The following is a 16,053-nucleotide window of genomic DNA, read 5'->3' as shown; positions in this document are numbered from 1 at the left end:
CTGGGCGTGTGGAATGAGAGGAAGTGTGCGAACAAATAAAAAAAATCAAGGTTGGAACTAAAAATAATTGAATGATGAAAATAACAAAATCTTCTATATTTCGGATTGTTTTTCTTCTTTTCTTAATCGTTGGCTCTATTTACATTATTCGCCAACAAAACACCATGCCGTATCAACACAATACGGGGCAAATATTTGGCACAACGTATCACATTACTTATCAGTCGGACAAGGACTTACATCGAGAGATTTTACAACGACTTCAGTTGGTAGATCAAACGTTTTCGACCTTCAATGACGAGTCGATTATTTCCAAAATCAATCGCAACGAACCCGTTAAGCTCAACCAAATGTTCATCGAAGTTTTCGACTTGGCGAAGACGGTTTCTAAAGATACGCACGGTGCTTTCGACATCACTGTTGCCCCATTGGTCAATGTGTGGGGCTTCGGATTTAAGTCGGGCACACCTCCCACAAAGGCAGTGATAGACAGTTTGCGCCACCTGACTGGCTACGAGAAAGTAAAACTCATCGGTAGTAAGGTGCGCAAGCAAGATCCACGCATCATGCTCGACTGTTCGGCGATTGCCAAAGGGTACGGAAGTGATGTGGTGGCGCAATATTTGCGTTCGCGAGATGTCGAGAACTTCATGATAGAAATCGGGGGCGAGATAGTGGTGCAGGGCAACAGCGACAAACGGTTGCCGTGGAAGATTGGCGTAACGAAGCCCACGGACGACTCCACACAGACGAACAACGAACTGCAAACGGTGCTCAATCTGTCGAACACTGCCATGGCAACGAGCGGAAATTACCGCCGATTCTATTATAAGAATGGGAAGAAATATGCCCACACCATCGACCCAAAGACAGGTTATCCAGTACAGCACAACATCCTCTCTGCCACCGTTTTGGCGAATACTTGTGCCAAAGCCGACGCTTATGCCACATCGTTTATGGTGTTAGGATTGAAAAAAACGCAACAGGTGTTGCAACATCATCCCGACCTCATGGTGTATCTGATATATGCCGACGGACAGGGGAAAAACAAGGTGTGGTACTCCCCCTCGCTGAAGAAAGCCATTCAAGGCGCAGAGAACCCGTCTGACAGGAAATAAGGAAAGCGCTAAAACTCCTCTCTCGGACACGCTGTACACGTATTCTTTTACCGCACACCCTAAGACATCATCCTCATGGCTCACCGCACAAGCACATCTAACACTCCCCTCCCCTTGGACTATCATACAGAAGATGCGGAAGCATTTCATCTTCTGTCGCTGCCACTGTTTCAAGGTCTCAGTCAGTCGGACTTGCTGCGCATTGCCGAAACCACGCCGCTGTCCTTTGCACAACACCCACAAGGAGAATGTATTGCAAAGGAGAGTGAAGCCTGTCGACAGCTAACGGTACTCTTCAAAGGCAGTGTCGAGGTGACGGCAGAGGCGGATGACCATGGCTATTCGCTCACAGAAACCCTGAAAGCACCCCTTGTCATCGAGCCAGAACATCTCTTTGGTTTGCACCAGCACTATCGTCGAACCTATACTACAGCAGAAGCGTGCAACACACTATCTGTCAGTAAGCAGCACGTCATCACTCTTACCCAAGACTTCATGGTGTTCAGGCTCAACCTCCTCAACATCATTTGTACGCAGAGTCAGCGTTTACAGCTACAGCCGTGGCATCCACAACCTACTGACCTCCGGCAACGCATCATCCACTTCTTCAAAGACCGCTCGCTGCGACCCGCGGGAGAAAAGGTTTTCAAAATCAAGATGGTGAGACTTGCCACCGAACTCAACGTCAGTCGCTTAGATATATCCATTGCTTTGAACGCCATGCAGACCGACGGTCTGATAAAACTCACCAGAGGGTACATCACGGTGCCAGCACTGGAGCGACTCACCTAACGGACAAAAATATAAATCAATCATACATGAAACTGAAAAGACTATCTCTCCTATGTTGGGCTTTGTTGCTGTTTTTCACACAAGCCTTACCACAGACAACACACCACAAGAAAGAACGCTCCGTTGACATCTACGGTCGTGTGGTCGACTCGTTCACCCATCTCTGCGTGCTTGATGCCAAGATCACCATCATGACTTCCGACAGCGTGATGGTGGACACCTGCCGAACTGTCACATGGAATAAAGAAGCCATACACCCCGATGCCTACTTCTACCTACGAAAGAAGCTGAGCGAAGGCACCTACATCTTCAAGATAGAGCACCCCGATTACCAAACTACGTACATCAACCACGAACTACTTTTCAAAGGTAGACAGAGCAGCATTGACTTGGATGACATGCCCATCCAGCGCAAACGCATGGAAGACAAAGAGCATACACTGGACGAAGTGGTGGTGAAAAGCACCAAAATCAAGATGGTGATGAAAGGCGACACCTTGGTCTTCAACGCCGAAGCCTTCAACCTTCCACAGGGAAGTATGCTCGACGCGTTGATTAGGCAGCTGCCGGGAGCCACACTCAACAGCCACGGAGAGATTTTCATCAATGGGCGAAAATTAGATTATCTGACGCTCAACGGAAAAGATTTCTTCAAGAAAGACAACAAAACACTGATAGAAAACCTGCCCAGCTACACCGTCAAAGACTTGCAGGTGTTTGAGAAAAGCACCGAGAAGAGCAAAGCCTTGGGCGTGGATGTGGAGAAGAAAGACTACGTTATGGACATCCAACTAAAGAAAGAGTATGAGAAAAACTTCATCGCCAACGCCGACATAGCCGGAGGTACCAACAGCCGATACGCCACAAAGCTTTTCGGTCTGTATTTCAACCCACGGCTACAGATGTCTGTCTTCGCCAACCTCAACAACGTGAACGAAGACCGCAAGCCCGGCGAGAAAGGCGACTGGGACCCAACCAAGATGCCCTACGGACAGGTAACGCAGAAGACAGTGGGGCTGAACCTTGCTACCAGCAACGACAAAAACACCATCACCGACAACGTGTCGACCAGTGTTTCCTGGCAAAACAGCCACAATGTGAGCCAAACAGCCACCGAATCGTTCCTCAACACGGGCAACAACAGCTATTCAAGAAGCGTGTCAGAGAGCAGCTCGAAAAACTTCGAGACCCAGCTCGAACACCAATTTGAGATGAGTAAACCCTTCTGGCTACGTGTTGAGAACAGTCTCACTTACCGCAAAAGTGACAACTGGAGCATCCTACGTGCTGGCTCCTTCAAACAAGACCCGGCGCCCTGGGGCGACACCCAAGCCGTTCTTGACACCTTGTTCACCACGCCATGGAGTCGGCGAGTGCAAGACGCAGTCCTCAACAGACAGCAAAATCAAAGTCTTGGAGAAGGTTATTCGTTCCAGACATCCAATCGCCTATATGGTTCCTACCTTTTGAAATCGGGAGACAACATCTTCTTCCAAGGTTCTTTCAGCTATGACAACACCAAACGAACGGCATTCGAACAATATCGATTAGACTACCTGCAGGGTGCGACAGCCAAAGATCAACGCGACAGATACGATGACACACCCTCGCACAGCTACGTGTATAACGCATCCGTAAGCTATAGATACCAACTTCCAAGTGGCTGGACTTTCCTTCCAGAATTCTCTTTCAACCAACAAATGAAATACACCAACAACTCAAAATACCGACTGGATCAGCTGCAAGACTGGCAACAGCAAGCACACGAATTGGGAACCCTGCCCTCGTCACGCGACGCTCTTCGGCGAGCATTGGACTCCAACAACAGTTACCAAGGATATTTGAAGACACAGACACAGGAATTGTCTTTGAACATCACCTACCGTAAAGAAAGTGGCAAGAACTCATTCTATATGGGTCTCTACATCCCCGTTCAACACGAAAAACAACGTCTGGACTACAGGAGTACGGCTCTCAACACCAACATCAGTCAACAGACATGGAAGACATCATATAACCTGAACATGGGCGCCACCTACAATCAATACAGCATCTTGGCTTATGGTCACATGAGAATCGGCATGCCTGACCTGTATTCGAAAATCGACAGGCGCGACGACTCTAACCCCTTGGCGATCTCGTTGGGCAACCCAAACCTCAAAAACACCACGACCTACTTTACCATAATTCACTTTGCTGACCAACACAACAGGCGATACAAGTGGCCAACTTTGGATTTTTCGCTCAATGTGCAACAAAACGCCATCGCCAACGGCTTCACCTTCAACCCTACAACGGGCGTTTACACCTACAAACCGCAGAATGTGAAAGGCAACTGGGCTGGCACGGCAGGCATCTATTACAACTGCCCGTTAGACAGTGCAAAATACTTCACACTGGACAATAAATTGGAATACCGTTACAGTCGCAACGTAGACCTCACGGCTGTGGAGGGACATACCGAAAGCGTACTGAGCAAGGTGAACAACCACTGGACGCGAAACGAACTCTCGCTGAACTACCAAAAAGAAGGTGCCACCTGCAGTTTGGTAGGCGCTTTGGGCTGGCGCAACGTCAACAGCAGACGGGAGAACTTCCACACCATCAACGCTTACGACTTCAACTACGGCATCGTGGGGTCTTATCATTTCGGCTTCGGACTGGAAACAGGCATGGATCTGAAGATGTTCAGCCGCAGAGGATACGACGACCCGTCGTTCAACACTGATAATTGGGTGTGCAACGCCTACCTCAGTCAGTCGTTCTGCAAAGGAAAGTTAAGCGCCAAACTCGAAGCCTACGACCTTTTCCAACAGCTTAAGAGCATGTCGTACGAGGTCAATGGACAAGGCAAGACCGAGACATGCTTCAACACCATTCCCCATTACGTAATGTTGCACCTGATGTACAAACTGAACATCAGCGGAAAGAAAAAATAAGCTTCGGCAAGCAATAGCGCATCCGTAAAAAGTCTAAGGATGGCGGGTAAGAAACCTATAAAATAACGACAAAAACGTACGCCAGCCAGACACCCGCACCAATCTCATTGACTTTGGGCATCTATCTCATTGACTTTGACTGCCAAACTGCATGCTTTAATGCGATTGTGACATAAAGATAACACCCTTAAAGAGTGTTTACAAGGGCGTTAAAACAATGTTTCAACGAGATGAGACGGTTTTTTGGGGAAAATCAGCGTATTTTTGTCTATTGTCTGCCTATTGATTTTTTCTATTTTGGAGATTTTCAACGGTCGATTTACGGTAAAATAACAGGACAAAATTCTATTCTGCTGACACAATTTGACACTCGTCCTAATATCAGTAACATGATGATGTCGCTCAATTTGTGACAACTCCATATGATTATGCTCATATCTTTAGAAAAGAACTGTCTACACTATGTCACTGGTGCGCTATAAAATAATGGCATATAAAAAGAACCAAAACTTTTTAACGAAAGAGCCGTGATTCATTAACGAAATTTTCATAGAATTGCTTTTATAAATCAAGGATTTTGACGAATTTTGCATAACGGTTGTACATACGATAATTTGAACTTAATATTTTGACCACCACTAAATTACTAAAAATTAAAGACATGTGCCACTGTTTACTCATATTTATCAACTTAAATAAATTCCGTCAACGGGTTATGAATATAAAAATGCCAAAATGGACACTATTTGTCTTACTTTCTTTATTAACATTACTGCCGAAACAAATATTAGCTTATCAAACAACGATAATGCTTCCCTCAACGCGAAATTATACTATCCATGGTCGTATTGTAGACTCGTTTACAAACCTCCCTATATCAAATGTCAAACTAACTTTACTATCGGCAGATAGTACAGTAATAGATACATGTCGCACCTTTATATGGAACGACAAAGCTGTTCATCCCGACTCCTATTTCTATATGCAAAAGAATTTGAGTGAGGGAAAATACATTTTTAAGATAGAGCATCCTGATTATTTTACAACTTTTGTCAACAAAGAGATACTATTCAAAGGTAGAAATACAAACATTGACATGCAAGACATTCCCATCAAGAAAAAAGGAATGGAAGATAAAGAACATACACTGGATGAAGTAGTGGTGAAAAGCACCAAAATCAAGATGGTGATGAAAGGTGACACTTTGGTCTTCAACGCTGAAGCCTTCAACCTTCCTGAGGGAAGTATGCTTGATGCTCTGATCAGACAATTACCAGGTGCAACACTTAATAGTAATGGCGAAATATTCATCAATGGTCGAAAATTAGATTATCTTACACTTAACGGCAAAGATTTCTTCAAGGGAAATAACAAACAATTAATAGAAAATTTACCAAACTATACCGTTAAGAATCTAAAGGTGTTTGAAAAGAGTACCGATAAAGGTCAAGCGATGGGTGTTGACATTGATAAGAAAGACTACATCATGGATATCTTACTAAAGAAAAAATATGAAAAAACTTTGATAGCTAACTTTGATATAGCTGGTGGTACGAACAGCAGGTATGCAGCCAAAGCGTTCGGATTATACTTCACACCACGATTGCAGTTATCTGTTTTCTCAAATAGTAATAATGTGAATGAAGACCGCAAACCTGGAGAAAAGGGAGATTGGGATCCAACTAAGCTGCCAAACGGTCAGGTTATACAAAAAACAGTAGGTCTAAACGCTGCTGTTAGCAATGAAAAAAACACATTGGAAAACAGTATGTCAACAAGTTTCTCGTGGAGAGATACACATAACAATAGTCAAATGATAGCTGAATCTTTCTTAAATGGGGGAAACAACTTTAATCGTAGCATCTCAGAGGTTAAATCCAAGAACTTTATTTATGACTTTCAAAATAATTTAAAGATTTCAACCCCAATTTACCTAAAATCAACCATAAACTTAAATTACAATAAATTTGATAATTGGGAATCTGCCCGTTCAGCACGCTTCAATGCAGACCCATCATCAATAGGTTGCACAGAAGCAATATTAGATACGATATTTTCCTCTTCAAGAAACAGGCTTATAAATGATTTTGGTGTAAACCGATTGTCTACAAAAACATATGGATTTGGTCATTCACTCAAAACTTTCGCCAATGTTAATGCATATAAACAGTTGCCATCTGGTGATCGTATATCAGCATTGATAGAAGGTAACTATCTAAATACCAAGAATTCAATGTTCAACAATTACCAGTTGAAGTACTTAAAAAACAATGCTATTGATGACTATCGCAATCGATATGACGACACTCCATCTTATTCTTACAATTATCGTTTAGGACCACAATATACATTCGTGATTCCTAATGGTTTTAGACTTTTCACAGGATATCAATATCAGCAAAAAGGAAGTTACCGAAACAACCAAAAATACAGATTAGACAAACTTGACGGATGGCAGAAAGAGAATCACCCTCTTGGCAGTTTACCATCTTCACGTGATTCTCTCCTACTCTCTTTAGATGCCAACAATAGCTACAAGGGATATTATATAAGTAAGCAAAATTCTGCTTCACTCGGATTTGGTTATTCAAAATCTAAGAATCACAACAATGTGTTCTTCAATACAAACGTGTCTGTTGGTTACAAACGTGAAAAACTTGACTTTCGCAATTCACTACTAAACACTTCTGTCCAACAATATAATTGGATTTCAGAATTGTCTTTAAATATGGGGTTTACAATAAATAAATACGGTTTTTACGGAACTTTGACTTCGAAAGTGGAAACTCCAAACCTTTACTCAAAAATTACCCGATCTGACGATTCCAATCCTTTAGCTATCTCTTTAGGTAATCCGAATTTGAAAAATAGTAGAAATACAAATGTAAATTTAAGCTTTAGTGATAACAACAATAGGCGATTTAAGCTGCCGATGGCATTTATAAATATCAATATCCATCAGAATGCTATTGCTAATGGATTTACTTACGATCCGATAACGGGTATATATACATACAAGCCACAGAATGTTAGGGGGAACTGGTCTGGCAATATTGGATTATATGATACTTTTCCATTAGATAATAAAAACTACTTCACATTAATAAATGCTATTGTCTATAGTTATAACCACAATGTAGACTTAACGGGAGTAACAGGTCAAACAGAAAGTATGTTGAGCAAAGTGAATAACCATTGGTTAGAGGATAACCTATCTTTAAATTATCAAAAAGGAGGATTGACCTGTAGCTTAGTTGGTGAAATGAAATGGAGATACGCTAACAGTAGACGTGAAAAATTCTCATCTATTCGTACCTTGGATTTTAATTATGGTATTCTTGGTTCATACAAATTTAAATTAGGATTAGAAACAGGTATGGATCTTAAGATGTTTAGCCGCAGTGGTTATTCAGATCCTCTTATAAATACGAATGATTTAATTTGTAACGCATACGTTAGCAAGAGTTTCTTTAGGGGGAAACTGGCAGCCAAACTTGAAGGGTACGATATATTTCATCAACTCAAGAGCATAAATTATGAGATAAACGGGCAAGGGAAAACCGAGAAACGTTTTAATGCTATTCCAAATTACTTAATGTTGCACCTGATGTACAAACTGAACATCAGCGGAAAGAAAAAATAAACTTTGGCAAGCAATAGCGCATCCGTAAAAAGTCTAAGGATGGCGGGTAAGAAACCTATAAAATAACGACAAAAACGTACGCCAGCCAGACACCTGCGCCAATCTCATTGACTTTGGGCATCTATCTCATTGACTTTGACCGCCAATCTCCATGAGTTAAGCCTCCAATCTCCGTGAGTTAACACCTCAATCTCATTGAGTTAGGAAAAACTCCCCATGGGCATTGCTTGATTGGCAGAACGCAGGCGTTCATGGACTTGTTGCGTTGTATTCGTTTCGTTGGTCACATTCGATGTTTAACAATATTGCCCTTCAATGAAAAAACCGTGGCTATCAACAACCTGTCTTCACTGAAAGAGTCGTGCCTCTTCACTTTCTCTTCATCGTTTTTGGGAACTATCGGCTTTTAATTGGGGAATTTTATCTAAATTTGCAAAGACGAGACGACGCCATTGATGAAACGACAGGAATGATTGACGCATCTCGATTTACTATCTATACGAATAGATTCACTATCCATACGAATATATGATAAGTAAAGCCAAACTGAAATACATCCATTCGCTGAAATCGAAAAAAGGAAGAGTGGCACAAGGAACGTTCATTGCAGAAGGTCCTAAGGTGGTTGGAGACCTCCTTTCCACCTTTCAACCAACGATGATGTTTGCAACCCCTCATTGGCTACAAGATATTCACAACCAAGAGCGCCTGACTCATCTTCAGCAAATGGGCGTGCCGATTGAAACGGTAACCAACGAGGAGCTCACCAAGATAAGTTGCCAACAACATCCGCAAGAGGTTTTGTGTGTGTTTGAAATGAGAAAAAGTCACTTAGCTTTTGACCCTTCTCGGCAACTCATACTTGCCCTTGACGACATACAAGACCCTGGCAATCTTGGCACCATTGTTCGCATTGCAGACTGGTTTGCGATACCCACCATTCTATGTAGTGAGAACACGGCAGACATTTACAACCCAAAGGTAGTGCAGGCAACCATGGGAAGTTTGGCTCGGGTGAACGTTGTGTACTTGGATTTGGAAAACTATATCCGCCAACATGCGTCCATGTTTCCTGTGTATGGAACGCTATTAGATGGAAAAGATATCTATCACGAAAACCTTGGAAGTCATGGACTCATTGTGATGGGCAACGAAGGGAATGGTATTTCAGCAGCGATAAGAACATTTGTAAACAAACCGCTTTACATTCCCAACTTCGCCAAGAGTGGGAACAGAGCAGAGAGTCTGAATGTAGCCATTGCAACAGCTATTACTTGTAGTGAATTTAGAAGAAGAGAATGAATAAATAACAAGATAAAAAATGGAAAAAGAATTATATAAGAACCGCAGTATATCCTCTTGTATCAAAATGGCCTACCTGCTATTTTGTTCAAATGTAATGACCATTCTCCGAAGAAATTGGTTGCCACTCCTTGCTTTTGCCATCATGGAAGGCGTTGTTACGGCGTGGTTGATCCAGCATGGTAATTCCCTTTTGGAAGACAACAGAGGCACCAGCTTTTTTGTCCTATCCTCCTTATTGTCTTTGCTGTATGTAGCCGCCATGGTTTGGTATATGGGCAGCACCACCAACCTGCTCAATGAAAACGGATTTAGATGTAACCTTCTGAGGAATCTAAAGCTAACGGTGTTCATAGGACTTATTTTCATCGTGCTGCTTGTGGGTGCCATTGCTTGGCAGCTCACTACGCTGCAACCCATTGCAACAGGACAAGCGATGCAGCAGACAGGCACCAATGTTCAAATGTGGATTTTCCCACTCTGCTTACTCATTTTCGCTCTTCTCTTGCTACCGTTGAGTTATTCGTACATGAATTATATTCAAGCCCCCAAAGCCCGTTTCAAAACTCACGTCATTGGAGGTTATTTTTCGGGATTGAGACATTTCGGATATATCTTCTCTACACAGCTTTTGTTTGGAGTGATTGTCTTTTTCCTCACCATAGTAGTAGCAATGCCCCTGTATCTATTGGTGTTTAGTCACACACTTTCACAACAAGGCGTTTTACAAGGAGATGTGAACACGTTACCTTCGTATTTCCCAATTCTACTTTACGGTTGCTCCATCCTTACAGGGTTTATCCTCATCGCCATCATGACCGTGGGCGTTTACGTCAATTACTATATGTATGGCGCAATTATTGCTAAAAAGAAAGCCCGTCGCCAGCGAAGAGAAATACAAACAAAAACAAGTGAGGGATAACAGTCCGATTGCGAAAAGCAGGGCTCAACCTCGAAACAAAAAGGCTAAACATGGAAGCGATGCTTGCGTTTGGCTTCTCTGGGCGTTTGAAGACCAAACCCTCCTCCTAAACCACCTTTTGCTACACCACGGTATTGTGCATAACGCGCCCGAATCTTATTGACGTAGTCGTAAGTTTCAGTCCCACGCATATATCCATATTTAACAACTGGGTCGAGGTAATATTTAGGTTCGCTGAGCTTTAGGATATAAGCTGACACATGGTTCCAGCTATACGGATTGCCGCCATATTTCTTCGTGAGCGCCATGGCATCGCGCACATGGAAGAAGCCACCGTTATAACTGGCTAACACAAAATATTGTCGTTCCTGCACATTTCGAACGTCGTTGAAATGCACGCTCAACTCTTTCAAATATTTTGCAGCAGCCGCAATATTCTGTTCAGGATTTTCTATTTGAGACATCGGTAAGCCCAAATGAGCGGCTGTGCCAGGCATAATCTGCATCAGTCCTCTCGCTCCTGCCCATGAGCGAGCGCGAGGGTCGAAGGTAGACTCTTGATAACACTGTGCTGCCATCAGTCGCCAATCCCAACGAGCGACGGGTGCATATAGCTGGAAATAGTGATCATAATTTGAAATGATACCTTTAGAACGATTCAACATGGGTGAGAAAACACGCCGTGTCACACTTCGAGTGGACAAGAGAAACGACTCCTCTTGTTGCGCTTGTGCAATAAAGGCAGGCTTAAACCATTTGTTCAAGGTGTCTGCCAATGCCTCATTGTCTTTCCGCACAGCCCACTTCGTTTTCCCAAAATCTGCTGTAGGACCCGCAGAAACCAAGACATTCTTTTGTATGGGTAAGGGAAAGGCAATGATGTCGCCATCCCCTTGCTTGAGTTTGTTCACCATTTCTGCCGTGTCTTTACACAGATCCACACGCAAAGACACGCCTAAGCTGTGCGCAAACTTTTCACAGAGCAGGTATTGAAGTCCCATGCCGCTGCCACGATAATCATAATAAGTCTGCGGTCCTCGCATGGTAAGAACAATCAGTTCACCGTTTCTAACGATGTCATCTAACAAAAAGTTGTCGTTTGAAGCTAAGCTATCCGCTCCTAAAGTAGTACCCCAAGGAGTTTCAACAGGGACTTTCTCTTCACGACACGCACAAAGCAACATGACAACTGTCAAACAGGTAAGAAGCAAAAGTCGCCCAGTCACAAAAGTATGACGAAATAGACGCATGCTGCAAAAGTACGACAATTCTTGCATACCTCATTGCATTTCACTATATTTGCAATGCTTTTTAAGAACAAATAAGAATTGTTGCGGTATATGTGAAACGCTCCATTTGATGTAGCATCACCTCTATACCCAAAGGAAAATGTTGAAGTGAAAGCATCACCCGAATCTAAATAACTAAAAGTCCTTTTGCATGAAAACATTAGAGCAGCTGATTCGTCCGCATCTCCGTAAGCTCAACCCTTGTGCTTCTATTGATGAACAAGCGCCACTCGATGAAAACGTCATTAGATTAAATGCGAATGAAAATCCCTATAACAAACCACTGAATCGGTATCCCGACCCGTTACAGTTAGAACTCAAGAAGACATTAAGCGCTCTGAAGAAAGTTCCTACCGACAATATTTATTTAGGGAATGGAAGTGAAGAAGCAATCGACCTCATTTATCGCATCTTCTGTGAGCCAAAAGTGGACAATGTTGTGGCAATTGCACCCACACGAATGCGATACAAGCGATTAGCAGAAATCAACAACATAGGGTATAAGCCTGTGCTGTTAGATACCAACTTTCAGCTGCAGCCAGACAAGTTGTTGCACGCTTGTGACCAACACACCAAAGTGGTGTGGATATGTTCGCCCAACGACCCTACTGGCAAGCCCATACAGAGAGATGCGATTTGCGAAATATTGACTTTGTTTGACGGGATAGTCGTTGTTGACGAGAGTTATATAGATTTCTCCCAACAACCTTCTATCAGGCACGAACTGAAAAAATATTCCAACTTAATTGTATTAGATACGATGAGTACAGCGTATGGGTGTGCTGCCCTACGGCTGGGAATGGCGTATGCAAATAAGGACATAGTTGAACTGTTTAACAACATAAAATATCCATTCAATATTAGTTCATTGACACAAAAGCAAGCCATTGAAATCCTAAAAGATAGTTTTGAAATTGACAAATGGGTCTCTACGATGATTCAAGAGCGTACTCGTATGCTACATTCTTTCAGTGTTTTACCCGAATGCGCTCAAGTGTATGCTTCAGAAGCAAACTTCTTCTTAGCCAAGATGAATGATGCAGGAGCTATCTATCAATATTTAAGAGAAAAAGGAATTAGCGTATATGATTGCAGTCATCTTCCACTCTGCGAAAACTGCATAAGAGTGACCATAGGCTCAAAAACTGAAAACATTTTATTGTTGGCTGCTTTACGACAGTACTAATAACGTGCCGTAGCGCTCACTCTACACAAAACAGATGCTTCACAGTTGTCAAGAAGAAAGGAAGAGGAAGCCCATCGGACACTCATTGTTGCCAAACATCTTTTCAAAAAAGACGCTCTACCCTACTCAAAAGTAAAGTGGATTTGATGAGTTATTACTTATCAAATCCACTTGAGCAATTAACTTCCTTTGTTAAAACTTAGAAAGGTAAGTCGTCTGTACTCTCTTCTGTCGTAGCAGGTTGGGGAGGGAACGGTGCTTGACTCTGGTTAGCACCCGTTGATGGTGTTTCTGTGGTGCCCATTGGTGGAGGCACTGGAGCGCCTTGTACTCCTAAAGAAGCAGGATCTACCTGACGAACATCATAAGCACGAATGTTATTATACCAACGCCCGTTGTGTTCGTGAGCATCAATATCAAAGGACACCAACACTTCTTGTCCTACCTGAATATTAAATCTTTGAAGACGTTCTTCGCCAAATACAGTAAATGACATTTTATGAGGATACTGTTCGTGAGTCTCAATCACAAAATCTTTTGCTTTCCATTCACCTCTTGCAGAAGTGCCACTTCTCTCAGGTGTTTCTGCAATCACCTTTCCTTGTAGTTCCATTTATCTTACGTTTTATGAATAATTTATCAATTGAATAGGATTCTCTGAACGGCGAAATTAGTAAAATACTTCTAAAATACGAAACTTTTAGACGGTTTTTTTGTTTGAGACAATGGTTTTTTGTATTTTTGTATCTACTTATAAGAATAACAATTAAAAAATTATACCCATGAGATTTACATTATCAAGCAGTGCCTTGAACAATCGTTTGCAAACGCTTTCTAAGGTCATCAACTTAAAGAACTCGTTACCTATTCTTGACTGTTTTCTCTTTGATGTAGCCAACAACGAATTGAAAATCACCGCAAGCGATAGCGAGAATGTGATGCAAACTTCTGTCTCTCTTGACGAATGCGATGGAAACGGCAAATTCGCTGTGCCCAACAGAACCATTTTAGACGCTGTGAAAGAGTTGCCAGAGCAACCACTGACTTTCGATGTAGACACCGAACATCTTACCATCAAGATTCTATACCAAAATGGAGTTTATAATTTTACGGCACAAAATGCAGCAGAATATCCTCAAACATCGGAAATACCCGATGGGGCAACAGTGGTTACAATTGGTGCGGACGTTCTGAACAACAACATCAACCGCTCCCTTTTTGCCACTGCACAAGATGAACTCCGTCCTGTGATGAATGGTATTTATTTTGATTTAACACCAGAGGGATTGGCAATCGTGGCAAGCGATGGGCATAAATTAGTGAGAAACAAGAATTTTGAAATAAAAAGCGAAACACCTGCTTCATTCATCTTACCTAAGAAGCCCGCTACACTGTTGAGGACAGTACTAACGAAGGGAGAAGGAGATGTTGTCATTAAGTTTGACAACAGAAATGCAGAAATACGATACGAAGGAGGTTCACTGTCTTGTAGACTCATTGAGGGAAAATATCCTAACTACAACTCTGTGATTCCGCAGGATAATCCTAATCAGCTCAATGTTGATAGAAAAGGATTGTTAGGCGCATTAAGACGAGTTTTGCCCTTTGCCAGTGAGAGCAGTCAACTCATTCGTCTCCACCTTGAGACAGGAAAGTTAGAACTGTCTTCTGAAGATGTCGACTTTGCGACAAGTGCGAAAGAACAAATCGTGTGTGATTATACAGGACAAACCATGAGTATCGGATTTAAGGGAAGTTCGCTGACAGACATTCTCACAAACTTAGACAGCGACGAAGTAACTATTCAATTAGCCGACCCAAGTCGTGCAGGGCTTATCATCCCTTCTACACAACCAGAACACCAAGAAGTATTGATGCTCATCATGCCTATGTTACTGAACGATTAAATAGTCACCATTAACTTGCCAAATGTATCTACATGAGCGCCTGAGACTTCGGGAATTTATACTTTGTAGATACATTTATCATCTACATCAAAAAATGAAATTAAATCTAAAGAAGCCTTTAATAATATTCGACTTAGAAACCACTGGATTAGACTTGGTGAATGATAGGATTATCCAAATATCATACATCAAAGTACTTCCTAACGGCGAGGAAGAAAGAGAAAGTATTTTTGTAAATCCAGAGAAACCGATACCGCATGAAGTGATTGAACTCACAGGAATAACGAATGAAGACGTGGCTAACGCTCCAAAATTCAAAGAAATAGCAGCACATCTTCAAAATCAATTTAAGGATAGCGACATTGCGGGATTCAACTCCAACCACTTTGACGTGCCACTCTTGGCAGAAGAATTTTTAAGAGCAGGTATCGACTTTGATTTTTCTAAATGTAATCTCATTGACGTGCAAACCATCTTTCATAAGATGGAACGCCGAAACCTTGCTGCCGCATACAAGTTTTACTGCGGACGAAAGATGGAGGAAGACTTTCAAGCGCACAAAGCCAACGAAGATGCAGAAGCCACCTATCGGGTGTTGTTGGGGCAGCTCGAGAGATACGATCCAGACAAAGCCGAAGAAAAAGAAAGAGCCTTGCCCAATGATATGCAGTACTTGGCTAACTTCTCGAAGACAAACGACGCTGTTGACTTTGCAGGGCGCATTGTATGGCGCGAGCAGAAAGACAGCAACGGAAAAGTGATGACCCATGAAAATGGTTCGCCTGTCAGAGTAGAAGTATTCAATTTTGGAAAATACAAGGGAAAGACTGTTTCAGAAGTGCTACGCCAAGACCCAGGCTATTACAGTTGGATGTTATCAAATGACTTTACAAACAACACCAAGCAAGTGTTGACAAGAATTCGCTTGCGTGAATTTAATAAGAACAATCAGTAA

At 42.4% G+C, this 16,053-nt stretch carries 12 protein-coding genes and 1 pseudogene; 10 read left to right on the top strand and 3 right to left on the bottom strand.

Going from position 1 to position 16,053, the window contains the following annotated elements:
• Window positions 1-71 precede the first annotated feature (71 nt).
• From BN35_RS00945 to BN35_RS13655, 4 genes are all read left to right on the top strand, one after another.
• On the top strand, window positions 72-1,118 hold the full coding sequence (locus BN35_RS00945; RefSeq protein ID WP_036893100.1) for an FAD:protein FMN transferase: 1,047 nt from the start codon (window positions 72-74) through the stop codon (window positions 1,116-1,118).
• Window positions 1,119-1,193: 75 nt separating this feature from the next.
• Window positions 1,194-1,910 (top strand): Crp/Fnr family transcriptional regulator, encoded by a 717-nt coding sequence (locus tag BN35_RS00940; protein WP_025072349.1) that lies wholly within the window; start codon window positions 1,194-1,196, stop codon window positions 1,908-1,910.
• 26 nt (window positions 1,911-1,936) lie between these two features.
• Window positions 1,937-4,849, top strand: a complete 2,913-nt coding sequence (locus BN35_RS00935; protein ID WP_025072350.1) for a hypothetical protein — start codon at window positions 1,937-1,939, stop codon at window positions 4,847-4,849.
• A 230-nt stretch (window positions 4,850-5,079) separates the two neighbouring features.
• Window positions 5,080-5,262 (top strand): hypothetical protein, encoded by a 183-nt coding sequence (locus BN35_RS13655; RefSeq protein WP_154653942.1) that lies wholly within the window; start codon window positions 5,080-5,082, stop codon window positions 5,260-5,262.
• 151 nt (window positions 5,263-5,413) lie between these two features.
• Here the strand turns inward: BN35_RS13655 and BN35_RS13455 are convergent.
• Window positions 5,414-5,530 (bottom strand): annotated as a pseudogene (locus BN35_RS13455) (IS982 family transposase); the annotation flags it as partial.
• Between the two features lie 46 nt (window positions 5,531-5,576).
• On the opposite strand from BN35_RS13455, the gene BN35_RS00930 reads away from it, so the two are divergent.
• The 3 genes from BN35_RS00930 (at window position 5,577) to BN35_RS00920 (ending at window position 10,716) form a co-directional block, all read left to right on the top strand.
• Window positions 5,577-8,492, top strand: coding sequence for a hypothetical protein (locus BN35_RS00930; protein WP_102937999.1), 2,916 nt, complete (start codon window positions 5,577-5,579; stop codon window positions 8,490-8,492).
• Between the two features lie 528 nt (window positions 8,493-9,020).
• Window positions 9,021-9,794 (top strand): RNA methyltransferase, encoded by a 774-nt coding sequence (locus BN35_RS00925; protein WP_028900753.1) that lies wholly within the window; start codon window positions 9,021-9,023, stop codon window positions 9,792-9,794.
• A gap of 19 nt (window positions 9,795-9,813) precedes the next feature.
• A complete protein-coding gene (locus tag BN35_RS00920) occupies window positions 9,814-10,716 on the top strand; it encodes a hypothetical protein (protein ID WP_145992909.1) in 903 nt (300 codons plus the stop codon).
• A gap of 44 nt (window positions 10,717-10,760) precedes the next feature.
• Here the strand turns inward: BN35_RS00920 and BN35_RS00915 are convergent, their stop codons facing one another.
• Window positions 10,761-11,900, bottom strand: coding sequence for an MltF family protein (locus BN35_RS00915; protein WP_234396706.1), 1,140 nt, complete (start codon window positions 11,898-11,900; stop codon window positions 10,761-10,763).
• Between the two features lie 256 nt (window positions 11,901-12,156).
• Between BN35_RS00915 and hisC the strand changes: the two genes are divergently transcribed.
• The gene (gene hisC / locus BN35_RS00910) at window positions 12,157-13,191 is read left to right on the top strand and encodes a histidinol-phosphate transaminase (protein WP_028900754.1); all 1,035 of its coding nucleotides are present in this window, start codon (window positions 12,157-12,159) and stop codon (window positions 13,189-13,191) included.
• Between the two features lie 199 nt (window positions 13,192-13,390).
• Here hisC and BN35_RS00905 read toward each other — a convergent pair whose 3' ends face one another.
• Window positions 13,391-13,804 carry a DUF3127 domain-containing protein gene (locus BN35_RS00905; RefSeq protein ID WP_025072354.1) on the bottom strand — a complete coding sequence of 138 codons (414 nt, stop codon included), beginning with the start codon at window positions 13,802-13,804 and terminating at the stop codon, window positions 13,391-13,393.
• Window positions 13,805-13,973: 169 nt separating this feature from the next.
• Here BN35_RS00905 and dnaN point away from each other — a divergent pair, with 169 nt between their 5' ends.
• Window positions 13,974-15,098 (top strand): DNA polymerase III subunit beta, encoded by a 1,125-nt coding sequence (dnaN, locus tag BN35_RS00900; protein WP_025072355.1) that lies wholly within the window; start codon window positions 13,974-13,976, stop codon window positions 15,096-15,098.
• A gap of 94 nt (window positions 15,099-15,192) precedes the next feature.
• Entirely contained in the window at window positions 15,193-16,053 is an 861-nt protein-coding gene (locus BN35_RS00895; protein ID WP_025072356.1) for a 3'-5' exonuclease, read from the top strand.

The organism is Hoylesella timonensis 4401737 = DSM 22865 = JCM 15640 (genome assembly GCF_000455445.1).
Classification (GTDB): domain Bacteria; phylum Bacteroidota; class Bacteroidia; order Bacteroidales; family Bacteroidaceae; genus Prevotella; species Prevotella timonensis.
This window is presented reverse-complemented; position numbering and strand designations above follow the sequence as displayed.

Excerpts from the sequence above, each read along its gene's own strand:
- BN35_RS00945 (WP_036893100.1), top strand. The coding sequence starts at position 72 with ATGATGAAAATAACAAAATCTTCTATATTTCGGATTGTTTTTCTTCTT.
- BN35_RS00940 (WP_025072349.1), top strand. The coding sequence starts at position 1,194 with ATGGCTCACCGCACAAGCACATCTAACACTCCCCTCCCCTTGGACTAT.
- BN35_RS00935 (WP_025072350.1), top strand. The coding sequence starts at position 1,937 with ATGAAACTGAAAAGACTATCTCTCCTATGTTGGGCTTTGTTGCTGTTT.
- BN35_RS13655 (WP_154653942.1), top strand. The coding sequence starts at position 5,080 with ATGAGACGGTTTTTTGGGGAAAATCAGCGTATTTTTGTCTATTGTCTG.
- BN35_RS00930 (WP_102937999.1), top strand. The coding sequence starts at position 5,577 with ATGCCAAAATGGACACTATTTGTCTTACTTTCTTTATTAACATTACTG.
- BN35_RS00925 (WP_028900753.1), top strand. The coding sequence starts at position 9,021 with ATGATAAGTAAAGCCAAACTGAAATACATCCATTCGCTGAAATCGAAA.
- BN35_RS00920 (WP_145992909.1), top strand. The coding sequence starts at position 9,814 with ATGGAAAAAGAATTATATAAGAACCGCAGTATATCCTCTTGTATCAAA.
- BN35_RS00915 (WP_234396706.1), bottom strand. The coding sequence starts at position 11,900 with ATGTTGCTTTGTGCGTGTCGTGAAGAGAAAGTCCCTGTTGAAACTCCT.
- hisC (WP_028900754.1), top strand. The coding sequence starts at position 12,157 with ATGAAAACATTAGAGCAGCTGATTCGTCCGCATCTCCGTAAGCTCAAC.
- BN35_RS00905 (WP_025072354.1), bottom strand. The coding sequence starts at position 13,804 with ATGGAACTACAAGGAAAGGTGATTGCAGAAACACCTGAGAGAAGTGGC.
- dnaN (WP_025072355.1), top strand. The coding sequence starts at position 13,974 with ATGAGATTTACATTATCAAGCAGTGCCTTGAACAATCGTTTGCAAACG.
- BN35_RS00895 (WP_025072356.1), top strand. The coding sequence starts at position 15,193 with ATGAAATTAAATCTAAAGAAGCCTTTAATAATATTCGACTTAGAAACC.